Origin of the sequence: Stenotrophomonas sp., from assembly GCF_050737075.1 — a bacterium.
Classification (GTDB): Bacteria; Pseudomonadota; Gammaproteobacteria; order Xanthomonadales; family Xanthomonadaceae; genus Stenotrophomonas.
Genome location: NZ_JBOHXV010000036.1, coordinates 15,207 through 36,302, shown reverse-complemented (window position 1 = coordinate 36,302; position 21,096 = coordinate 15,207). Strand labels below are relative to the sequence as shown.

At 69.4% G+C, this 21,096-nt stretch carries 19 protein-coding genes; 15 read left to right on the top strand and 4 right to left on the bottom strand.

The window, feature by feature from the left end; genetic code table 11:
* Nucleotides 1-2 precede the first annotated feature (2 nt).
* The 14 genes from ACREPD_RS10740 to pcaC all read left to right on the top strand — a co-directional run bounded on the left by ACREPD_RS10740 (nucleotide 3) and on the right by pcaC (nucleotide 14,179).
* Nucleotides 3-695: a glutathione S-transferase family protein gene (locus ACREPD_RS10740; RefSeq protein ID WP_421571126.1), complete on the top strand. Its 693-nt coding sequence runs from the start codon at nucleotides 3-5 to the stop codon at nucleotides 693-695.
* A gap of 37 nt (nucleotides 696-732) precedes the next feature.
* On the top strand, nucleotides 733-2,298 hold the full coding sequence (locus ACREPD_RS10735) for a protein adenylyltransferase SelO (RefSeq protein WP_431599326.1): 1,566 nt from the start codon (nucleotides 733-735) through the stop codon (nucleotides 2,296-2,298).
* 122 nt (nucleotides 2,299-2,420) lie between these two features.
* Nucleotides 2,421-3,923 carry a right-handed parallel beta-helix repeat-containing protein gene (locus ACREPD_RS10730; protein WP_431599325.1) on the top strand — a complete coding sequence of 501 codons (1,503 nt, stop codon included), beginning with the start codon at nucleotides 2,421-2,423 and terminating at the stop codon, nucleotides 3,921-3,923.
* A 22-nt stretch (nucleotides 3,924-3,945) separates the two neighbouring features.
* A complete protein-coding gene (locus tag ACREPD_RS10725) occupies nucleotides 3,946-5,241 on the top strand; it encodes a carbohydrate porin (RefSeq protein WP_431599324.1) in 1,296 nt (431 codons plus the stop codon).
* Nucleotides 5,241-6,131, top strand: a complete 891-nt coding sequence (aroD, locus tag ACREPD_RS10720) for a type I 3-dehydroquinate dehydratase (protein ID WP_431599323.1) — start codon at nucleotides 5,241-5,243, stop codon at nucleotides 6,129-6,131. The genes ACREPD_RS10725 and aroD overlap by 1 nt, the downstream gene beginning before the upstream one ends.
* Nucleotides 6,132-6,177: 46 nt before the next feature.
* Entirely contained in the window at nucleotides 6,178-7,497 is a 1,320-nt protein-coding gene (locus tag ACREPD_RS10715) for an MFS transporter (protein ID WP_431599322.1), read from the top strand.
* A gap of 141 nt (nucleotides 7,498-7,638) precedes the next feature.
* Nucleotides 7,639-8,328 carry a 3-oxoacid CoA-transferase subunit A gene (locus ACREPD_RS10710; protein ID WP_431599321.1) on the top strand — a complete coding sequence of 230 codons (690 nt, stop codon included), beginning with the start codon at nucleotides 7,639-7,641 and terminating at the stop codon, nucleotides 8,326-8,328.
* Complete coding sequence (locus ACREPD_RS10705; protein ID WP_431599320.1) at nucleotides 8,325-8,972, top strand: 3-oxoacid CoA-transferase subunit B; 648 nt, start codon at nucleotides 8,325-8,327, stop codon at nucleotides 8,970-8,972. Before ACREPD_RS10710 ends, ACREPD_RS10705 begins: the two co-directional genes overlap by 4 nt.
* 7 nt (nucleotides 8,973-8,979) lie before the next feature.
* Nucleotides 8,980-10,188: a 3-oxoadipyl-CoA thiolase gene (gene pcaF, locus ACREPD_RS10700; RefSeq protein ID WP_431599332.1), complete on the top strand. Its 1,209-nt coding sequence runs from the start codon at nucleotides 8,980-8,982 to the stop codon at nucleotides 10,186-10,188.
* A gap of 100 nt (nucleotides 10,189-10,288) precedes the next feature.
* Entirely contained in the window at nucleotides 10,289-10,999 is a 711-nt protein-coding gene (gene pcaH / locus ACREPD_RS10695) for a protocatechuate 3,4-dioxygenase subunit beta (protein ID WP_431599319.1), read from the top strand.
* 4 nt (nucleotides 11,000-11,003) lie between these two features.
* Nucleotides 11,004-11,567, top strand: coding sequence for a protocatechuate 3,4-dioxygenase subunit alpha (gene pcaG / locus ACREPD_RS10690; RefSeq protein ID WP_431599318.1), 564 nt, complete (start codon nucleotides 11,004-11,006; stop codon nucleotides 11,565-11,567).
* A gap of 68 nt (nucleotides 11,568-11,635) precedes the next feature.
* A complete protein-coding gene (locus ACREPD_RS10685; RefSeq protein ID WP_431599317.1) occupies nucleotides 11,636-12,979 on the top strand; it encodes a 3-carboxy-cis,cis-muconate cycloisomerase in 1,344 nt (447 codons plus the stop codon).
* A gap of 21 nt (nucleotides 12,980-13,000) precedes the next feature.
* On the top strand, nucleotides 13,001-13,777 hold the full coding sequence (pcaD, locus tag ACREPD_RS10680) for a 3-oxoadipate enol-lactonase (RefSeq protein ID WP_431599316.1): 777 nt from the start codon (nucleotides 13,001-13,003) through the stop codon (nucleotides 13,775-13,777).
* Between the two features lie 18 nt (nucleotides 13,778-13,795).
* The gene (gene pcaC, locus ACREPD_RS10675) at nucleotides 13,796-14,179 is read left to right on the top strand and encodes a 4-carboxymuconolactone decarboxylase (RefSeq protein WP_431599315.1); all 384 of its coding nucleotides are present in this window, start codon (nucleotides 13,796-13,798) and stop codon (nucleotides 14,177-14,179) included.
* A 27-nt stretch (nucleotides 14,180-14,206) separates the two neighbouring features.
* Here the strand turns inward: pcaC and ACREPD_RS10670 are convergent, their stop codons facing one another.
* Together ACREPD_RS10670 and ACREPD_RS10665 are read right to left on the bottom strand one after the other, a co-directional pair.
* A complete protein-coding gene (locus ACREPD_RS10670; RefSeq protein WP_431599314.1) occupies nucleotides 14,207-15,061 on the bottom strand; it encodes an IclR family transcriptional regulator domain-containing protein in 855 nt (284 codons plus the stop codon).
* 99 nt (nucleotides 15,062-15,160) lie between these two features.
* Nucleotides 15,161-17,584: a membrane-bound PQQ-dependent dehydrogenase, glucose/quinate/shikimate family gene (locus ACREPD_RS10665; RefSeq protein ID WP_431599313.1), complete on the bottom strand. Its 2,424-nt coding sequence runs from the start codon at nucleotides 17,582-17,584 to the stop codon at nucleotides 15,161-15,163.
* A 293-nt stretch (nucleotides 17,585-17,877) separates the two neighbouring features.
* Here ACREPD_RS10665 and ACREPD_RS10660 point away from each other — a divergent pair, with 293 nt between their 5' ends.
* Nucleotides 17,878-18,414 (top strand): adenine phosphoribosyltransferase, encoded by a 537-nt coding sequence (locus ACREPD_RS10660; RefSeq protein ID WP_431599312.1) that lies wholly within the window; start codon nucleotides 17,878-17,880, stop codon nucleotides 18,412-18,414.
* A gap of 99 nt (nucleotides 18,415-18,513) precedes the next feature.
* Here the strand turns inward: ACREPD_RS10660 and dbpA are convergent, their stop codons facing one another.
* Complete coding sequence (gene dbpA / locus ACREPD_RS10655) at nucleotides 18,514-19,890, bottom strand: ATP-dependent RNA helicase DbpA (protein ID WP_421571132.1); 1,377 nt, start codon at nucleotides 19,888-19,890, stop codon at nucleotides 18,514-18,516.
* A gap of 90 nt (nucleotides 19,891-19,980) precedes the next feature.
* On the bottom strand, nucleotides 19,981-21,057 hold the full coding sequence (locus tag ACREPD_RS10650; protein WP_431599311.1) for a YeiH family protein: 1,077 nt from the start codon (nucleotides 21,055-21,057) through the stop codon (nucleotides 19,981-19,983).
* Between the last annotated feature and the right edge of the window lie 39 nt (nucleotides 21,058-21,096).

Sequence of the window (21,096 nt, the reverse complement as noted above, 5' to 3'; positions counted from 1 at the left end):
CCATGATCAAGGTGCACCATCTGGACCACTCCCGTTCGCAGCGCGTGCTGTGGATGCTGGAGGAGCTGAACCTGCCGTACCAGCTGGTCAATTACCAGCGCGATCCGACCACCTGGCTGGCGCCGCCGGCATTGCGTGAGATCCACCCGCTGGGCAAATCGCCGGTGCTGCAGGACGACGCCCTGGTGCTGGCCGAGTCCGGCGCGATCCTGGAATACCTGGCCGACCGCTACGACAGCGCCCGCCAGCTCTCGCCCGAGCCGCTGCCGGCACAGGCTGCCGAACGGGTCCGCTACCGTTACTGGATGCACTACGCCGAAGGCTCGGCCATGCCGCCGCTGCTGATGAGCCTGGTGTTCGCGCGCATCCGCAAGGCGCCGATGCCGTTCTTCGCCAAGCCGATTGCGCACGGCATCGTCGACAAGGTGATGAAGACCTTCGTGGGACCGCAGCTGAAGCTGCACCTGGAGTGGATGGAACGCGAGCTCGGCAGCGCGCCGTGGTTCGCCGGTGAACGCTTCACCGCGGCCGATATCCAGATGAGCTTCCCGTTGCAGGCCGCCGCCTCGCGTGCCGGCAGCATGGAGCGGTACCCGAAGCTGCAGGCCTTCCTGCAGCGCATCGAGCAGCGCCCGGCCTACCAGCGCGCGGTCGAACGCGGTGGCCCGCTGAACCTGGGTGCAGGCGCCGCCTGAGCTTGCAGCCGCGCGCCGCTGCCCCCATTTCAATGTCATGAACACAGAACCACTGCGTTTCGACAACCGATTCCTGCATGAGCTGCCCGGCGATGAAGTCACCGGGCCGCGCGTGCGCGAAGTGCGCGGCGCCGCCTGGTCGTCGGTCATGCCTACGCCGGTGGCCGACCCGCAGCTGCTGGCGTATTCCCCGGAACTGGCGGCGCAGCTGGGCCTGGACCAGGCGCTGGTGGACAGCGCCGACTTCCCGCGCGTGTTTGGCGGCAATGCCCTGTATGCCGGCATGCAACCGTGGGCCGCCAACTACGGCGGCCACCAGTTCGGCCACTGGGCCGGACAGCTCGGCGACGGGCGGGCCATTTCGCTGGGTGAGCTGCTGGCCCCGGACGGGTTGCGCTGGGAGCTCCAGCTGAAGGGGGCAGGGCGCACGCCGTATTCGCGCGGTGCCGACGGCCGCGCGGTGCTGCGCTCGTCGATCCGCGAATTCCTGTGCAGCGAAGCCATGCACCACCTGGGCGTGCCGACCACGCGCGCGCTCAGCCTGGTCGCGACCGGCGAGGCGGTGGTGCGCGACATGTTCTACGACGGCCACCCGCAGGCCGAACCCGGCGCAGTGGTGTGCCGGGTGGCACCCTCGTTCCTGCGTTTCGGCAGTTTCGAGCTGCCGGCCTCGCGGGGCGAGGTCGATCTGCTGCGGCAGCTGGTCGACTTCTGCATCGCGCGCGATTTCCCCGCGCTTGCCGACGCGGGTGCGGAGCGGTATTCTGCGTGGTTCGCACAGGTCTGCGAACGCACGGCGGTGCTGGTCGCGCACTGGATGCGGGTGGGCTTCGTGCATGGCGTGATGAATACCGACAACCTGTCCATTCTCGGCCTGACCATCGACTACGGCCCGTACGGCTGGGTGGACGACTACGATCCGGACTGGACCCCCAACACCACCGACGCGCAGGGCCGGCGTTACCGTTTCGGTACCCAGCCGCAGGTCGCCTACTGGAACCTCACCCGGCTGGCGCAGGCGCTGTCGCCGCTGTTCGACAACGTGGCGCCGCTGCACGCCGGCCTGGCCCGTTTCCAGGCGGTGCATGCACGGCGCGAGCGCGATGACATCGCCGCCAAGCTCGGTCTGGCGCAGTGCCAGGACGAGGACGTGGCGTTGATGGCGGCGTGGCTGCAGATCCTGCAGGACGGCGAGATGGACATGACGCTGGCGTTCCGTGGGCTGATGCAGCTCGATCCGCAGGCACCCGACATATCGGTGCTGGACGAGGCGTTCTACAGCGCCACGCGACGCGATGCGGTGCTGCCGGCGTTGCAGGCATGGCTGCAGCAGTACGCGGCCCGGTTGCGCAACGATGCGCTGGATGCGGCTGAACGCGTGCAACGGATGGCCGCGGCCAACCCGCTCTACGTGCTGCGCAACTGGCTGGCCCAGGAGGCGATCGAGCTGGCCGAACAGGGTGACCTCAGCGGCGTGCGGACCTTGCAGGAGGTGCTGCGCCGGCCGTACGACCCACAGCCCGGTCGCGAGCACTACGCCGGGAAGCGGCCGGAATGGGCGCGCGACAAGGCCGGCTGCTCGATGCTGTCCTGCAGTTCCTGAGGCGACCTACGACCAAGGTAGTAACGGCGAAGTCCGATAATCGCACGCGCAGTCGATAACCGCACTTGAATGGTGCAGTGCGATAAACCTACTTTCGTTGCTCCCTCGCGCGGAGTGCTGGTATGCGCTGTCGTCTGTACGTTGTTTCCCTGTCCCTGCTTGCCGTGTTCCCATCGCTGGCGCTGGCCTATCAGGCCGAGCCGCCGCGCGAGGCGCTGCAGGTGCTGCGCGTGGACCGTTATGCCGACGACGCCAACACCGGCTCGCTGCGCTGGGCGATCACCACCGCCAACCAGGCGCCGGGCCGCTACCGCATCGAGATCGCCGCGGTGGGCGACGCGCCTTATGTGATCCGCCCGACCTCGCCGCTGCCGGAGATCATCGGGCCGGTGCAGCTCGTGGGCGCGCCCTGGGCCAGCGAAGGCCGCTTCGTCGCCATCGACGGTGCCGGTTATGTGCCGGGTACCGGTACCGACGCCTGCCCGGGCGCCGAACCGGGCCAGTCCGGCACCAACGTCCGTACCACCACGCTGCCCGGGCTGGTCCTGCGCGATACCCATGGCGTGGAACTGGCCGGGCTCGAGATCCGCAACTTCTGCATCGGCGTGCTGCTCAACCGCACCCGCGACAGCGAGATCCACGACAACCGCATCGTGGCCAACAAGGGCGGCGCCGGCATCATGCTCACCGGCGACGACGGCAAGGGCCAGTCCACCGCCACCACCACCGTCCACAACCGCATCGTCCGCAATGTGTTCCTGGACAACGGCGATGGCCTCGAACTGACCCGTGGCGCGGCCTGGAACCTGGTGGCCGACAACGTGTTCCAGTCGACCCCGGCCAATCCGGAGCCGTCGCAGGGCATCGAGATCCTGTGGGGCAACGACAACACGGTGGTGCGCAACCGCTTCCTCGACTACTCCGATGGCCTGCAGATCAACTGGGGCAACCGCAACTACATCGGGGCCAATACCTTCAGCGGCAATTCGATCGGCGTGAGCGTCACCGGCAGCGGCAACGTCGTCGATGGCAACACGATCCAGGGCAACGGCATCGGCATCGCCGTGCGTCCGCAGCCGATCAGCGCGCCGAACCGGTTCAGTGCGAACCAGATCAGCGGCAACGGCCTGCCGATCGAGCGTTGCGAAGCCGGCGGCGCCTGCGCCCAGGGCCAGCCGCGCGGTGCCATCGTGTTCGGCGTTCCCGGTCTCGAGCACGCCAGCTTCGTCGGCTCGCGCGGTCGCGGGGTGGATGCCGATCCGGCCAGACGTGCGCGCATCTGCGTCGGTGCGGACACCGCCGATTGCCAGCCCGCTCCCAACCTCGGCCAGGCCGCACCCAGCCTGCAGGCCGTGCAGGGACGCGGCGCGGCGCGCACCCTCAGCGGGACCTTCAGCGGCGCGCCTGCGCAGCACTACGTGCTGGAAGTCTTCGGCAACCGCGCCGCGCACGGCAGCGAGGCCGAACGCCTGCTCGGCACGGTGGATGCCGTCACCGATGCAAACGGGCAGGGCAGGTTCACCCTGGCGCTTCCCGATGCCGCCGACATCGCCACGGTGACCGCCACGGCGACGTCGGCGCAGGGCGCCACCTCAGCGCTGAGCGCACCGCTGTCGCTGCGCTGACCTTCCGATCATGAGAGAACCGATGGGTATTCCACACCGCACTTCCCTGGCCGCGATCATCGCCGGCACGCTGCTGATGCCTGCCGTTGTGTCCGCGCAGGAGGCCAACCGTTACACGGGCAAGACCCTGACCGGCGACTGGAACGGCACCCGCAGCGATCTTGCCGACCGCGGCGTCACCTTTCGGGGCGACTATGTGGGTGAGGCGATGGGCGTACTCGACGGCGGCTACGGCGAGACCGGCGCGCGCTATGCGCAGCAGGTGCGCGTGGGCATGGACCTGGACATGGGCCGGTTGGCCGGCTGGGACGGCGGCGCCTTCCACTTCACCCTCAACGACCGTCGTGGCAACAGCACCTCGGTCGATCTGGTCGGCAACCGCTTCCCCATCCAGGAAGCCTACGGTGGCCAGTACACGCGACTCACCGAGCTGAGCTACGACCAGACGTTCAACGCCGGGCAGTCGTATTTCAAGCTGGGCTACTACGCGATGGGCAACCAGTTCGGCCTGCACAGCCTGTTGACCCACTTCGTCAACGCGGCGTTCTGCGCGCACCCGCTGGCGATGTCCGGCAACAGCGGCTGGTACAACTACCCGACCGCGCGCTGGGGCGGCGAAGTGGCCCAGCAGGTCAGCCCGGCGCTGAACGTGCGCACCGGCTGGTTCCAGGTCAATCCGAATCTCGGCGGCAACATCGAACGCAACGCGTTCCGTCCGTTCGTCTCGGGCACCACCGGCTCGCTGTTTCCGCTGGAAGTGACCTGGACGCCGGACAAGGGCGGCGCGCACCCGGGCGTCTACAAGTTCGGCGGCTACTACGACACGTCGCGGGTCAACCAGCGCGGGCTCGACACCTCGGCGACCACCGGTCGCCATGGCGTGTACCTGCTGGCCGAACAGCGACTCACCCGCGAAGCAGGCGATCCGCAGCGCGGCCTCACCGGCTTCGCGCAGTACATGGTTTCCGATACCGACACCGCGCAGATCCGCCGCTGGTACGCGCTGGGCGGCGTCTACCAGGGCATCGGGTCGCGCCCGCAGGACAGCGTTGCGCTGGGCTACGTCGGCGCGGACATCAACCGCCGGTTGATCGATGCGCGCCGCGCCGATCTTGCCGGCATGGGCGTACCGGCCGATTCGCCGCTGTACCACCTCAGCCAGGCCGAAGAGCTGTTCGAACTGTCCTATAGCGTGCAGGTCAATCCGTGGCTGATGATCCGCCCCGACCTGCAGTACATCGTCAATCCCGGCACGTTCGCCTATACCGGCACCGACAACGCCTGGGCGTTCGGCGTGCAGGCCAAGGTGATCTTCTGATGCACCGTCCCTTTCTCCCAACGCTGGTGAACCGCATGCGCGCGCTGACTCCCTTCATGATCGCCGCCGTACTGGGCGGTGCCGCCGCCGTGGCGCAGGCCGCGCCGGCCGTTCCGGTGACCCCGCTGCAGGTCGGCGCGTTGCGCATCGGCGAGGGTGCCCCGCGCACCATCGTGCCGATCACCGGCGCCACCGCCGAACAGGCGCTGCAGCAGGCCACCGCCATCGCCGCCAGCCAGGCCACCGACCTGGCCGAATGGCGCATCGATTATCTGGATATCGCGACCGACGCCAAGGCACTGGTCGCGCTGGGCCAGCGCATCGAACGCACGCTGGGCGGCAAGCCGATGATCGTCACCTTCCGCACCAAGGCGGAGGGCGGCAGCAAGGCGATCAGCGATGCCGACTACGGCGCCTTGAATGCGGCGCTGCTGCGTGGCGGGTTCGCGCAGCTGGTGGATGTGGAAATGTTCCGCGACCCGGCGGTGGTGGCAGCGCTCGTCGCGCAGGCGCACCAGGCCGGGGTCAAGGTGGTGATGTCCAGCCATGACTTCCACGCCACCCCGGCGCGCGAGGAAATCGTCGCACGGCTGATGCGCCAGGACGCGCTGGGCGCCGACGTGCTGAAGATCGCGGTGATGCCACGCGATGCCGGCGACGTACTGACGCTGCTTGATGCCACCTGGCAGGTGCGCCAGCGCAGCAGCAAGCCGTTGCTGACCATGTCGATGGGCGGCAACGGCGTGGTCTCGCGCCTGGCCGGCGAGACCTTCGGCCAGGCGATGACCTTCGGGATGATCGGCACGCCGTCGGCGCCGGGGCAGGTCGAGGTCGAGCAGTTGCAGTCGGTGCTTGGCGTCATCCATGCCTCCAGCCAGGCCGGTCGTTGAGACCTCCCCGCTGCTTTTTCGCATCACGTCGTCGCAGGACCCTGTCATGAGCCACGCTTCCGCCGCCGCCTCGCCCCTCGTACTGGAACGCATGAGTCCCTTCCAATGGACCGCGATCGCCGTCTGCGTGCTGCTCAACATGCTCGATGGATTCGACGTGATGGTGATGGCGTTCACCGCGCCGCACGTGTCCACCGCCTGGGCGCTGTCGGGCAAGGTGCTCGGGGTCATGCTGAGCGCAGGGCTGGTGGGCATGGCGATGGGCTCGTTCCTGCTGGCGCCGCTGGCCGATCGTTGGGGCCGGCGGCCCATGATCATGTGCTGCCTGGTGATCCTGACGCTGGGCATGGCGCTGTCCGCATTGGCGGCCAACGCCTGGCAGCTGGGTGCGCTGCGGGTGTTCACCGGTATCGGTATCGGCGGCATGCTGGCCGGGGTAGGGGTGATCTCCGCCGAGTACGCCAACGCGAAGTGGCGCAGCACCGCCGTGGCACTGCAGGCCACCGGCTACCCGATCGGCGCCACGCTGGGCGGCCTGCTGGCGGCGTGGATGCTGGAGCACTTCAGCTGGCACAGCGTGTTCCTGGTCGGTGCCGGCGCCTCGCTGCTGTGCATTCCGCTGGTGCTCGCATGCCTGCCCGAATCGCTGGATTTCCTGGTGGCGCGGCGCCAGCGCAATGCGCTGCCACGACTCAACGCGCTGCTGCGGCGCATGCATATGCCCGTGCTGCAGGCACTTCCCGCTGCGCCGGTGCGTGATCGCGGGCGCAGCGGCTATGCGGCGCTGTTCGTCGGCGACCTGCGCCGCGTCTCGATCCTGATCGCGGTGGCGTTCTTCCTGCACATGTTCGCGTTCTATTTCGTGCTGAGCTGGACGCCGAAGCTGCTGGTGTCGGCCGGCGTCTCGGCGCAGCAGGGCATCACTGGCGGCGTGCTGCTGAACCTGGGCGGCATCGTCGGCGGCAGTCTGTTCGGCTGGTTCGCCTCGCGCTGGGCACTCTCGCGGCTGACTGGCGCCAGCCTGCTGCTGGCGATGCTGGCCATGCTCGTCTTCGCCGGCTTCAACACGGATCTGGGTATCGCCTTCCCCGTGGCATTCGTGATCGGCGCGGCGCTGTTCGGCGGGATGGCCGGGCTGTACGCGGCCGCACCGGTGGTGTTCGCCGCCGACGTGCGCACCACCGGACTCGGCTGGGCCATCGGCATCGGCCGGGTCGGCGCCATCCTGTCGCCGCTCAGCGTGGGGCTGCTGGTGGACGCCGGCTGGTCGCCTGCGGCGCTGTACGTGCTGTGTGCGCTGCCCCTGGCACTGGCGGCGTGGGCGTGCATGGGCCTGCGCGTCGGCGTCGGCCAGTCGCGCACGTAAGGCATTCGAGATGTCGTGCGATTATCGAAACCTATATCCGATTATCGGATTGACCGCGACGCGACCGCTGCCCACCATGGCCGGGTCCGGTTTTCCTATGTACGTCGCCGGGGCTGTCCGGGCCCGGCAAGGAGCAATGCAGTGATCGACAAGAGCGTGGCCAGCGCGGAAGCCGCGGTGGCCGACATCCACGACGGCGCGACGGTGATGATCGGCGGGTTCGGCACCGCCGGCATGCCCGACGCCCTGATCGACGCCCTCATCGCGCAGGGCGCGAGCGGGCTGACCGTGATCAACAACAACGCCGGCAATGGTGACGCCGGGCTGGCCGCGCTGATCCGGCACGGTCGGGTACGCCGCATCGTCTGTTCGTTCCCGCGCCAGGCCGATTCGCAGCATTTCGATGCGGCCTACCGCGCCGGTGAGATCGAGCTGGAACTGGTGCCGCAGGGCAACCTCGCCGCGCGCATCCATGCCGCCGGCTCGGGACTCGGTGCGATCTTCACTCCTACCGGTTACGGCACCGAGCTGGCCGATGGCAAGGAAACGCGCGAGATCGACGGCCGCCACTATGTGCTGGAGTATCCGCTGCACGCCGACTTCGCGCTGATCAAGGCCGACCGCGGCGACCGCTGGGGCAACCTGGTGTACCGCAAGACCGCCCGCAATTTCGGCCCGCTGATGGCGATGGCCGCGCGCTGCGCGATCGTGCAGGTACGCGAGGTGGTGGCGCTGGGCGAGCTCGATCCCGAGGCGGTGGTGACCCCGGGCATCTTCGTGCAGCGCGTGGTCGAACTCGCCGACGGCGCCGCTGCGGGAGTGCAGGCATGAACCGCCTCAGCAGAGAACAGCTGGCCGCGCGGGTGGCGCGCGATATCCCCGAGGGTGCCTACGTGAACCTGGGCATCGGCCTGCCGACCACGGTGGCCAACTTCCTGCCGGCCGACAAGGAGATCTTCCTGCAGTCGGAGAATGGTCTGCTCGGCATGGGGCCGGCACCGGCACCCGGCGCCGAGGACCCGGACCTGATCAATGCCGGCAAACAGCCGGTGACGTTGCTCACCGGTGGCTGCTATTTCCACCACGCCGATTCGTTCGCGATGATGCGCGGCGGCCACCTCGACATCTGCGTGCTCGGCGCCTTCCAGGTCTCGGCGCACGGCGACCTGGCCAACTGGAGTACCGGCGCTGCCGACGCGATTCCGGCCGTGGGCGGTGCGATGGACCTGGCCATCGGCGCCAAGCAGGTGTTCGTGATGATGGACCTGCTGACCCGGCAGGGCGAAAGCAAACTCGTTGCCGAATGCAGCTACCCGTTGACCGGCCTGCGCTGCGTCTCGCGCGTGTACACCGACGTGGCCGTGTTCGACCTGGGCAAGGACGGTGCGCGCGTGCGCGAGATGGTCGAGGGCGTCACCCTGGAACAGCTGCGCGAACTGACCGGCCTGCCGCTTCAGCTGCTTGAGGAAACCTGACATGCACCTGCACGACACGTACCTCATCGACGGCATCCGCACGCCGATCGGCCGCTACGGCGGCGCGCTGTCGGGCGTCCGCGCCGACGACCTCGGCGCGGTTCCGCTCAAGGCGCTGCTCGCACGCCACCCGCAGCTGGATCCGGCGCTGGTCGAGGAGGTGTACCTCGGCTGTGCCAACCAGGCCGGCGAAGACAACCGCAACGTGGCCCGCATGAGCCTGCTGCTGGCGGGCCTGCCGGTGACGGTGCCGGGCAGCACCGTCAACCGCCTGTGCGGCTCGGGCCTGGATGCGATCGGCACGGTGGCGCGCGGTATCGCCGCCGGCGAACTCGGCCTGGCCATTGCCGGTGGCGTCGAGTCGATGTCGCGCGCGCCACTGGTCATGGGCAAGGCGGCCACGCCGTTCGCGCGCGACCAGCTGCTGGAAGACACCACCATGGGCTGGCGTTTCATCAACCCGCGGCTGCGCGAACTGCACGGCGTGGAAACGATGGGCCAGACGGCGGAGAACGTGGCCGAACGCTACGCGATCTCCCGCGCGGACCAGGATGCCTTCGCGCTGCGCAGCCAGCAGCGTGCCGCCGCCGCGCAGGCGCGAGGGTTCTTCGACGGCGAGCTCGTCGCGGTCGATGTGCCCGGCCGCAAACGCGGCGAGACCGTGACGGTGGATCGCGACGAACATCCGCGCGCGGACACCACGCTGGAGGCCTTGGCCCGGTTGAAGCCGTTGTTCCGTGATCCGGGCACCGTGACCGCGGGCAACGCATCGGGCATCAATGATGGCGCGGCGGCCCTGCTGCTGGCGTCCGGCGCGCAGGTGAAGGCGCTGGGGCTTACCCCGCGCGCGCGCATCCTGGGCTTTGCCAGTGCCGGGGTCGAGCCGGGGCTGATGGGCATGGGCCCGGTGCCGGCCAGCCGCAAACTGATGGCGCGGCTGGGGCTGTCGATCGACGACTTCGACGCGATCGAACTCAACGAGGCGTTCGCCTCGCAGGGACTGGCGTGCCTGCGCCAGCTCGGTCTGGCCGACGACGCGGCGCACGTCAACGCCAATGGCGGGGCGATCGCCCTCGGGCACCCGCTGGGCATGAGTGGCGCGCGCATCGCGCTCACGCTGCTGCGCCAGCTGGAGGCCAGTGGTGGTCGCCGCGGCCTGGCCACCATGTGCATCGGGGTAGGGCAGGGCGTGGCCCTGGCCATCGAGCGCGTATGAGCCACCGTTCTTTCATTCACGGCTGCTGTCACCCCCGCGTGGCAGCGTGCCGGTGCACGTCCGCTGCGGCCGCACGGCCGCCCGTCTTCTGGAGTACGCCATGAGCGATCCCACCGACCTGCCGGGTTACCGCAGGCCCTATCCCGGTAGCCAGCCGGCCCGCATCCATCTGCCGTATGCGTCCACCCGGCTGCGCGGTCCCAGCCGCGATCCGATCCACATTCCGGCCACGTTGTCGGAAGTGACCGGACCCACCCTGGACCGGCTGACCTTGGGGGCCCATGCGGCCGACCTCACCGCCGGCTTCCCCGGCCAGCCGCTGGGCGAGCGCATCGTGGTCAGCGGGCGGGTGCTGGACGAGAACGGGCGCCCGGTCCGCAACAGCATCGTGGAAGTGTGGCAGTGCAACGCCGCCGGACGTTACCTGCACAAGGGCGACCAGCACGACGCGCCGCTCGACCCGAACTTCACGGGCACCGGCCAGGTCCTCACCGACCAGGAGGGGCGTTACCGTTTCACCACCATCAAGCCGGGCGCCTACCCGTGGCGCAACCATTACAACGCGTGGCGGCCGGCGCATATCCATTTTTCGCTGCATGGCGACGGCATCGGCCAGCGCCTGGTCACGCAGATGTATTTCCCCGGCGATCCGCTGCTGGAGTACGACCCGATCTACAACTGCGTGGACGACCCCAAGGCCCGCGCGCGCATGGTGTCGTCGTTCGACTGGGAAAACACCGCCAACGAATTCGCCCTCGGCTACCGCTTCGACATCGTGTTGCGCGGTCGCAAGATGACCGTGTGGGAGTAAGCAGATGAGTTTCCAATCCACTCCGTGGCAGACCGTGGGCCCGTACTACCGGCTGGGCCTGGAACCGTTGTACCGCGTCGAGATCGCACCGGCCGCCGCCGAGGGCGAGCGCATCGAGGTGCGCGGCCAGGTGTTCGACGGCGTTGGCGTGCCGGTTTCCGATGCCGTGCTGGAGATCTGGCAGGCGGACGCGCAGGGCATCTACGCCCATCACGAAGACCCGCGGCACGCGCAGCACGACCCGGCCTTCCAGGGCTGGGGGCGGGTGCCGACCGACGCACAAGGGTGCTTCAGCTTCACCACCATCAAGCCCGGCAGCGTGCCCGGCCCGCGTGGCGAACCGCAGGCGCCGCATCTGATGGTGCTGGTGTTCATGCGTGGCCTGCTGCGTGCGGCCAGTGCGCGGCTGTACTTCAGTGATGCGCCCGGCAACGCCAGCGACCCGATCCTGGCGCGGGTGCCGGCGGAGCGGCGCGACACGCTGGTTGCGCGCGCCACCGGCACCGGCCAGTACCGCTGGGACGTGCACATGCAGGGCGACCACGAAACGGTCTTCTTCGACTACTGAAGCCTGCCTCCACGCCCGGTTCCGCCGGGCGCGGGTAAGCTGTTCCCACTCTGGATGGAAGCTGGTTGATGCGCGATTCCCATGCCCTGCTGGGTGGCCTGTTCGGTGATCCCCAGGTGGACGCCGTGTTCACCGATGCGGCGCGGCTGCAGGCGATGCTGGATGTCGAAGCCGCGCTGGCGCGTGCGCAGGTGCGCTGCGGGGTGATCCCGGCCGCGGCGCTGGCGCCGATCGAGGCGGCCTGCAAGGCCGAGCTGTATGCGATGGATGCGCTTGCCGCGGGTACCGCGCTGGCCGGCAATCCCGCCATTCCGCTGGTCAAGGCACTCACCGCAGCAGTCAGGCAGCACGACCCCGACGCCGCGCGCTGGGTGCATTGGGGCGCGACCAGCCAGGACATCATCGACAGCGGCGCGGTGCTTCAGCTGCGCGCCGCACTGGACCTTGTGCAGGCGCGGGTGCAGGTGCTGTGCGCCGCACTGGCCGGCCTGGCCGACGCCGAGCGCGGCACCGGGCTGCCCGGGCGCACGCTGCTGCAGCAGGCCGTGCCGGTGACCTTCGGGCTGAAGGCGGCCGGTTGGCTGGACGCGTTGCAGCGCAGCCAGCGGCGACTGCAGGCGCTGCGTGGCGACACGCTGGTGCTGCAGTTCGGCGGCGCTGCCGGCACGCTGGCCTCGCTGCAGACGCGCGGGCTGGACGTGGCCGAGGCCTTGGGTGAAGAACTGCAGCTGCCGGTGCCGGCGCTGCCCTGGCACACCGCGCGCGACCGTATCGCCGAACTGGGCAGTGCGTTCGCGCTGTTGACCGGCACGCTGGGCAAGATCGCCACCGACATCGTGTTGTTGATGCAGTCCGAAGTGGCCGAGGCGTTCGAGCCGGCTGCGGAAGGCAAGGGCGGCTCGTCGGCGATGCCGCACAAGCGCAATCCGGTGGGTTGCGTGGCGGCGATCGCGGCGGCCACGCGCGTTCCGGGATTGCTCTCCACCCTGTTCGCGGCGATGCCGCAGCCGCACGAACGTGCCGCCGGGCAATGGCATGCCGAATGGGAAACCGTTCCCGAGATCGTGCGCCTGTGTGCCGGCAGCCTGGCGCAGGTCAGTATGGTCGTGCAGGGCCTGCAGCTGGACCGGGCACGCATGCTGGCGCACCTGGACAGCCACGGCGGCCTGCTCTACGCCGAGGCGGTGGCCGTGACCCTGGCCGAAACGCTGGGCAAGTCCGCCGCGCATGCGCTGGTGGAAGCCGCGTCGCGCCGGGCGCTGGCCGGGTCGCGGCACCTGCGCGAGGTGCTGCAGGACCTGCCCGAGGTGACCGCGCAGCTTTCCCCCGCGCAGCTGCAGGCGTTGTTCGCGCCGGACAGCTGGCGCGGCATGACCGACACCTGGATCGACCGCGTGCTGGCGCGCCGCTGATTCCTTCCTCTGGAGCACCGCATGGCCTTCCTCGCGCTTGAGTCGCATCGCCTGCATTACCGCATCGACGGTGCGGACGACGCGCCCTGGCTGACCTTCTGCAATTCGCTCGGCACCGATCTGAGCATGTGGCAGCCGCAGGTCGAGGCGCTGTCGGCGCACTTCCGCATCCTGCGCTACGACCGCCGCGGCCACGGCCAGTCCACGGCACCTCCCGGGCCCTACGATATCGCGGCGCTGGGCGGGGATGTCATCAAGCTGTGGGACCACCTGGGCGTGCAGCGCAGCCACTTCTGTGGCCTGTCGATCGGCGGGCTGACCGGGCAGTGGCTGGGCATCAACGCGGGTGAGCGCCTGCAGACACTGACAGTTGCCGCCACCGCCGCGAAGATCGGCACGGCCGACAGCTGGCAGGCGCGCATCGCACAGGTCGAGCAGGACGGCTTGGCGCCGCTGCGGGTCGGCACCGCCGAACGCTGGTTCACGCCGTCGTTCGCTGCGACCCACGGCGCGCTCATCGACGACATCCTGCAACGCTTCGAGGGAACGTCACTCGCCGGCTATGCGGGCTGCTGCCATGCCGTGGCGACGGCGGACTTCCGTGACCAATTGGGCCGCATCACGGTGCCTACGCTGGCGATAGCCGGCGCCGACGACCCGGTATGCCCGCCCGCCGACCTGCAGCAGATTGCCGCGGGTGTCGCGCACGGCACCGCGGTGACTGTTGCGGGCCGGCACATCTGCAACCTTGAATCCCCTGCGGCGTTCACCGCCGCGCTTGTCGCGCACCTGCGCTGATTACCGGAGTCCCCGACCATGGACGAGAAAGAACGTTACGAAGCCGGCCTGTCGGTCCGCCGCGCGGTACTGGGCGACGCCCACGTGGAGCGCTCGCTGCAGGCGCGCACCGATTTCACCACCGAGTTCCAGGAATTCATCACCCGCACCGCATGGGGCACGGTGTGGACCCGCGATGGCCTGCCGCGGCACACGCGCTCGCTGTTGACCATCGTGATGATGGTCGCGCTGGGCCACGATGAGGAATTCAAGCTGCACATCCGTGCGGCCCGCAACAACGGGGTCACGCCGGATGAAATCAAGGAAGCGCTGCTGCAGGCAGCCATCTACTGTGGCGTACCGGCGGCCAACCATGCCTTCGCGCTGGCACGGCCCATTCTGGAAGAACAGCAGGGCCAATAGGGCCGGGCGTTGCCCGGCGCCGCCCCTTCAATGCAGCAGCGTGCCCAGCCGTTGCGCCGCCTCGCGCAGGCGCGGCAGCAACTGCGATTGCATCGCGCCCAGGCTGATGCGCCCGGCCTGTGTGCCAATATTCAGCGCCGCGACCACCTCGCCACTGCGCGCGCGCACCGGCACCGCGATCGAGCGCAGGCCGATTTCCAGCTCCTGGTCGACCAGCGCCACGCCTTCGCGGCGCACGCGTTCCAGGGTTTCCTGGAATTCGTCCATGCGGGTGATGGTGCGCTGGGTACGCGGCCGCAGCGGGTTGCGTTCCAGGTAGTTTTCCAGCGTGTCGTGCGGCAGTGCCGCCAGCAGGATGCGCCCCATCGAGGTGCAGTAGGCGGGCAGGCGGCTGCCGGCGCGCAGGCCGATCGACATGATCCGCACGGTTTCGGCGCGTGCCACGTACAGCACGTCGTCGCCATCGAGCACGCCCAGCGAGCAGGATTCGTGCACATCGTCGCGCAGCGCATCGAGCACCGGCTGTGCGGCGGCGGTCATCGACGACGAGGCCACGTAAGCCCCGCCCATGCCGAGCACGCGCGGCAGCAGCACGAAGCCGCGGCCCTGTTCGCCCACATAGCCCAGCTTTTCCAGCGTGTAGAGCACGCGGCGCACCGCCGCGCGTGAGATACCGGTCTCGCTGCTGATCTGCGACATGGTGACTTCGCGCGGATGCTGCGAGAACACGCTCAGCACCACCAGGCCACGGCCGAGCGAGGTCATGAAATCCGGATCGCCCTGGTTGTCCTGGATCAGCTGCATCAGCTCGTGGCTGAGGCCGCGATCCTGTGGCGGGGCAGGAGCACGCTTGGTGCGACGGCTGGGAGGTGGGGCGGACATGGCGGTGTTTCGTGCTCGGTGATCGTGCATGGTAAGGGCTGCACGCGGCGAAACGAAACCGGGTGCGCCGCGGCCGGGTGGCCGCGGCGCAGTCAGGCCTCAGTGCGCGGACGGCAGCGCGTAGGCGATCACGTAGTCACCGCGATCCGGCGACTGGCGCGCGCCGCCGGCAGAGATCACCACGTACTGGCGGCCGGTGGTGGGCGAGACGTAGGTGATCGGCGTGCCCTGGCTGCCCACGGGCATGCGTGCCTTCCACACTTCTTCGCCGCTGCGGCTGTCGTAGGCACGCAGGTAGTAATCCTGGGTGCCGGCGAAGAACAGCAGGCCGGACTGGGTGGCCAGCGAACCGCCCAGGGTCGGCATGCCGATCGGAATCGGCAGGCCCATCTTGATGCCGAGCGGCCCGGTGTCCTTCACCGTGCCCACCGGCACCTGCCAAACCAGCTGGTGGGTGGCCAGGTTGATCGCCGACAGCGTGCCGAACGGTGGCTTCTGGCAGGGAATGCCGAGCTTGGACAGGAAGCGGTCGCGCAGCGAGCCATACGGCGTGCCGGTCTGCGAGGCGGCGCCCATTTCAACGCCGCCGGCACCCCCGGTCATCTGTGCGCGTGGAATCAGCCGGGTCCACAGGCCCAGGCGCATGTCGTTGACGAACAGATAGCCGGTGGTGGGATCGAGCGACGCGCTGCCCCAGTTCATGCCACCCAGCGAACCGGGCCACTGCAGCGCGAGATCCTCGCCCGGCGGGGTGAACATGCCGTCGTAGCGCATCTGCTTGAACTGGATGCGGCACAGCATCTGGTCGATCGGCGTCGCGCCCCACATGTCCGATTCGGTCAGCGTCTGCGCGCCGATCTGCGGCAGTCCCACCGACAGGCGCTGGGTGGGCGAATAGCGTTCGCCGTCCGCGCTGCCCTGCGGCGCCTTGATGTCGCGCACTTCGGTAATCGGCACGCCGGTGACGCGGTTGAGCATGAACACCTGGCCGGCCTTGGTGACCTGCAGCAGCGCGGGCAGGGTGCCGCCCTTGCCATCCGGAACATCGGTCAGGGTCGGCTGCGCCGGCAGGTCGTAGTCCCACAGGTCGTGGTGCACGGTCTGGTAGACCCAGCGCTCCTTGCCGGTGGCCACGTCGAGTGCCACCACCGCCGAGCTGTACTTGTCATCCTGCGGCGTGCGCTGGCCCGCCCACGCGTCCGGCGTGGTGTTGCCGGTGGGAAGGTAGACCAGGCCCAGCTGCGGATCGTAGGCCATCGACGTCCACACGTTCGGCGTGGCGCGGGTGTAATGCACCGACGCATCCAGCGGCACGTCCGGGGTTTCCTTCGACAGGTCCCACACCCAGGCCAGTGCACCGGTGCGCACGTTGTAGGCACGCACCACGCCGGAGGGTTCGTTCACCTCGATGTTGTCTGCCACGCGGCCGCCCACGATGACCAGTTCGCCGGCCACCAGCGGGGCCGCGGTCAGGGTGAAGAAGCCCGGCTTGATCTCGCCCATGCCGACCTTGAGGTCGACCACGCCGTTGTCGCCGAAGTCGGGGCAGGGCGCGCCGGTGGCGGCATCGAGCGCAAACAGGCGGGCATCGATGGAGGTCATCAGCAGGCGCTTGGTGCACACGGCCGGTGCGGCGGGTACGAGGGCGGCGGCCGCTGCCGCCGGCGTCGCGGCGGTCACGGTCGGCACGCCGACCGGCGGCAGGCTGGCGTCGAAGTAGCCCAGGCCGCGGCAGCGCTGCCAGTTCGGCGCGGTGGCCTTGGGGTCGAACGCCCAGCGCTGCTGGCCGCTGTCGGCGTCGATCGCCACCACATGGTTGTGCGGGGTGCACAGGTACAGCGTGTCGCCGATCTGCAGCGGGGTGTTCTGGTCTTCGGCCCCGAAGCCGTTGCTCTCCGGCACATCGCCGGTATGCGCGGTCCAGGCCACCTGCAGCTGCTCGACATTGGCCGGGGTGATCTGGTCCAGCGCGGCGAAACGGGTGCCGGCGGTGGTATTGCCCCAATGCATCCAGTCGCGCTGTTCGCTGCCCTTGGCGACCGGCACCACGGCCGGACGCGCGCCACTGGCGGCGACGACGGGCCGCGGCTGGAATGCCGCGAACGCGGTGCCCAGCAGGCCAACCAGCAACAAGGCCGCCACGCCGTAGGCACCCCGGCCGGCGGGTTGGCCGCGGCCGCGACGCAGCGCCGGCCATGCCAGCGCGACCAGTAGCGCCAGCACGGCGGGCATGACCAGGCGCGACACCAGCGGCCAGAATTCCAGCCCGGCATCGACCAGCGCCCAGGCCACCGTGGCCAGGAAGGCCACCCCGTACAGCACCGCGCCAAGCGCGCGTCGCGCCACCAGCAGGATGCCGGCGGCGACGGTCGCCGCGCCCATCAGCAGGAAGTACCAGCTGCCGCCCAGCTGCGCCAGGCGGAACCCGCCGACCAGCAGGGCAAGGCCGACCAGCAGCACCAGGATGCCGAGCAGGATGACGAGGAAGCGGCACAGGGCCGGGTGTTTCGTGTTCTTGTCCACGTTGCATGAACCTCTACAGGAAAACCCTGCTGGAAAAGCAGGGCAGGCCCGCGCGCGCCAGGCGTGGCGGGGACCGTTGGCCGGCACATCCCGACCCCGCGCTGCGGCTGCGGGGTTCCCCGAACCCTGCAGGGAGCGGGGTGAGCGGCCTGTTAGGGGCGATTATCGCACCGATGTGCGATTTACGGGAGGGTCGGGAGCGTCATGCATGAAACGCTGCGGCGCGCTGGCCGCACACCGCGTCGCCGCGCCGGAGCGTTTACCCTATGCCACCCTCTGGTTGCGCCTTTCCCATGACCGATTCCTCCGCCACCCCCGCCTGGGCGGGCCGCCTGCGCGACGTCGCCGACTTCCCCAAGCCAGGCATCCTGTTCAAGGACATCATGCCGCTGCTGGCCGACGGCGACGATTTCGCCGCGGCGATCGACGCCATGGTCGCGCCGTGGCGCGATGCACGCCTGCAGGCGGTGATGGGCATCGAATCGCGTGGCTTCATCCTCGGCGCGGCGATGGCGCGGGTGCTGGGCGTGGGCTTCGTGCCGGTCCGCAAGCCGGGCAAGCTGCCGGGCCGGGTACTGCGCCAGGACTACACACTGGAATACCGCACCGACAGCATCGAGGTGCATGCCGATGCCTTGCCGCCCGCCGCGCGCGTGCTGGTGGTGGACGACGTGCTGGCGACCGGCGGCACCCTGCTGGCCGCGCTGTCACTGGCGCGGCAGCTGCAGGTCGAGGTGGTGGGTGCCGCGGTGCTGGTCGAGCTCGCCGGCCTGGGCGGCCGCGAGCGCTGGGCCAGCGACGTGCCGCTGCTGGCCAACCTGGTGTATTGATCAAGGCCGAACAGCGTTGCGACGGCACAAATGCCTTTGCCGCCGATGTTCATGCCGATACCGATCGCGGAGGTGCCTCGTGCAACGAGGCACCTGCGGTTACATCTGCCGCACGCGGAAGCGCCGGCCCTTGATCTTGCCGGCTTCCAGCCGTGCGATCGCCTTGCCGACGTGTTCGCGGGCGATGGCCACGTAGGAACGCGTGGCGTAGATGTCGATCTTGCCGATCACCTTGGCCGACAGGCCCGCATCGCCGGTCAGCGCACCGAGGATGTCGCCGGGGCGCAGCTTGTCTGTCTTGCCGCCATCGATGCGCAGCGTTTCCATGGCCGCCTGCGGCAGCACGGCCGGGCGCGCGGTGGCGAGCGGAGTCTTCTGCCAGTCCAGCGGCTTGCCCTGCGCCGCTTCCAATGCGTCGGCACGGCTGCGCTCACGCCCGGTCACCAGGCTGATCGCCAGCCCCGTGGCGCCGGCACGGCCGGTACGGCCCACGCGGTGCTCGTAGGTCTCGATATCGGTCGGCAGTTCGTAGTTGATCACCGCCGCCAGGTCCTGCACGTCCAGGCCGCGTGCGGCCACGTCGCTGGCCACCAGCACGTTGCAGCTGCGGTTGGCGAAGCGCACCAGCACTTCGTCGCGGTCGCGCTGTTCCATTTCGCCATGCAGGGGCAGCGCGGAGAAGCCGAACTGCTGCAGCGAAACGGCGACATCATCGACATCGCGGCGGGTGTTGCAGAACACCACCGTCGATTCGGGGTTGTACTTGAGCAGCAGCCCGGCCAGCGCCTTCTGCTTGCTGGCCAGATCGACCTCGCAGAACAGGTGGCGGATCGCCGGGGCGTGGTCGGCGCCTTCCACGGTCACCTCGACCGGGTCGCGCAGCAGCACCCGGGCGATCTCGCGGATCTCGTCGGGGTAGGTGGCCGAGAACAGCAGCGTCTGGCGGTCCTTGCTGGTACGCCCGGCAATCTCGCGGATCGGCTCTTCAAACCCCATGTCGAGCATGCGGTCGGCTTCATCGAGCACCAGCGTGGTCACGCCGCCCAGCTTCAGGGCGCGCTTGCGCCCCAGTTCCTGGATACGCCCCGGCGTGCCCACCACCACGTGCGGGTCGTGTGCCTCGAGCGACGCCAACTGCGGGCCGAGCGGCATGCCGCCGGTCAGCACCACCAGCTTCAGATTGGGGATGCCGGTGGCCAGCTTGCGGATCTGCTTGCCGACCTGGTCGGCCAGCTCACGGGTCGGGCACAGCACCAGCGCCTGGGCGCGGATGACCGCCGGATCCAGTGCCTGCAGCAGGCCCAAGCCGAAGGCGGCGGTCTTGCCGCTGCCGGTGGGGGCCTGCGCGATCAGGTCGCGGCGCGCCAGGATGGCCGGCAGCGCCTGTGCCTGCACGGGAGTCATCTGGGTATAGCCCAGCGCGTCGATGCCCGCCGCCAGCGAGGCCGACAGGGGCAGTTCGGAGAATTCGTTCATGCCACATTCTACCCGTTGCGCCGGTTCGGCGCCGCCGCCGCGACCAACGGTAGGCGGAATCACGCGGTAGAGCACGACCGTTGGTCGTGCTCAGCCGATCAGCCGGTGCACGCCCAGGTTGATCATCAACCCGCCCGCGAGCAGCCAGCCGAACAGCAGCAGGGCCAGCAGCAGCGGCTTCATGCCCGCCTGTCGCAGCGCCGATACATGGGTGGTCAGGCCCAGCGCGGCCATCGCCATGGCCAGCAACACGGTGTCCAGGTCGATGGCCGCGCCGACCAGCGCCGGCGGCAGCACCTGCAGCGAATTGATGGCGGCGACCGCGACGAACCCGAACGCGAACCACGGCACCACGATCTTCGCCCGTGGCACGCCGGGCAGGGCGCTGCGGCCGCGGGCGAGCAGCAGCGACAGCGCCACCAGGAACGGGGCGAGCATCATCACCCGCACCATCTTGGCGATCACCGCGGTATCGGCGGCGCCCTCGCTCACCGCGCGCCCGGCGGCGACCACCTGCGCCACTTCATGCACCGTGGAGCCGGTGAACATGCCATACAGCTGCTCGCTCATCGGCAACCAGGCGTGCGCCAGGTTGAGCTGGTACAGCGCCGGGTACAGGAACATGCCCAGCGTGCCGAACACCACCACCGTGGACACCGCCACGGTGACCTGCTCGGCGCGACCCCGCACCACCGGTTCGGCGGCCATCACCGCGGCTGCGCCACAGATCGCGCTGCCGGCGCCGATCAGCAGCGCGCTGTCGCGGTCCATGCCGAACCAGCGGGTACCAGCCCACCAGGCCAGCGCGAAGGTGCTGGACAGCACCAGCGCATCGATCAGCATGCCGGCCACACCCACCTGCCCGATGTCCTGGAAGGTCAGGCGCAGGCCGTACAGCACGATGCCGGCGCGGAGCAGCCACTGCTTGGCGTAGCCAACGCCCGGCGCGGCGTGGGTCGCCAGCCGCGGATACAGCGTGTTGCCCAGTGCGATGCCGAGCACGATGGCCAAGGTCAGCGCACTGATGCCGTGCCCCCGCAGCCACGGCAACGTGGCCAGGCCCATCGCCGCGGCGGCCACGCCGGCGGTCAGCAGCAGGCCGGGGAGGCGCCCGCGCCAGCGCTGGGTGGCGGTGGGCGAGGGCAGGGGCAGGGATGAGGCGTTCACGGTTCACTCCGATGCGTAGATGAGCAACACGGTGCGCTG

What these genes read in the sequence shown, in the direction of transcription:
- ACREPD_RS10740 (WP_421571126.1), top strand. Translation starts at nt 3, where the DNA reads ATGATCAAGGTGCACCATCTGGACCACTCCCGTTCGCAGCGCGTGCTG.
- ACREPD_RS10735 (WP_431599326.1), top strand. Translation starts at nt 733, where the DNA reads ATGAACACAGAACCACTGCGTTTCGACAACCGATTCCTGCATGAGCTG.
- ACREPD_RS10730 (WP_431599325.1), top strand. Translation starts at nt 2,421, where the DNA reads ATGCGCTGTCGTCTGTACGTTGTTTCCCTGTCCCTGCTTGCCGTGTTC.
- ACREPD_RS10725 (WP_431599324.1), top strand. Translation starts at nt 3,946, where the DNA reads ATGGGTATTCCACACCGCACTTCCCTGGCCGCGATCATCGCCGGCACG.
- aroD (WP_431599323.1), top strand. Translation starts at nt 5,241, where the DNA reads ATGCACCGTCCCTTTCTCCCAACGCTGGTGAACCGCATGCGCGCGCTG.
- ACREPD_RS10715 (WP_431599322.1), top strand. Translation starts at nt 6,178, where the DNA reads ATGAGCCACGCTTCCGCCGCCGCCTCGCCCCTCGTACTGGAACGCATG.
- ACREPD_RS10705 (WP_431599320.1), top strand. Translation starts at nt 8,325, where the DNA reads ATGAACCGCCTCAGCAGAGAACAGCTGGCCGCGCGGGTGGCGCGCGAT.
- pcaH (WP_431599319.1), top strand. Translation starts at nt 10,289, where the DNA reads ATGAGCGATCCCACCGACCTGCCGGGTTACCGCAGGCCCTATCCCGGT.
- pcaG (WP_431599318.1), top strand. Translation starts at nt 11,004, where the DNA reads ATGAGTTTCCAATCCACTCCGTGGCAGACCGTGGGCCCGTACTACCGG.
- ACREPD_RS10685 (WP_431599317.1), top strand. Translation starts at nt 11,636, where the DNA reads ATGCGCGATTCCCATGCCCTGCTGGGTGGCCTGTTCGGTGATCCCCAG.
- pcaD (WP_431599316.1), top strand. Translation starts at nt 13,001, where the DNA reads ATGGCCTTCCTCGCGCTTGAGTCGCATCGCCTGCATTACCGCATCGAC.
- pcaC (WP_431599315.1), top strand. Translation starts at nt 13,796, where the DNA reads ATGGACGAGAAAGAACGTTACGAAGCCGGCCTGTCGGTCCGCCGCGCG.
- ACREPD_RS10670 (WP_431599314.1), bottom strand. Translation starts at nt 15,061, where the DNA reads ATGTCCGCCCCACCTCCCAGCCGTCGCACCAAGCGTGCTCCTGCCCCG.
- ACREPD_RS10660 (WP_431599312.1), top strand. Translation starts at nt 17,878, where the DNA reads ATGACCGATTCCTCCGCCACCCCCGCCTGGGCGGGCCGCCTGCGCGAC.
- dbpA (WP_421571132.1), bottom strand. Translation starts at nt 19,890, where the DNA reads ATGAACGAATTCTCCGAACTGCCCCTGTCGGCCTCGCTGGCGGCGGGC.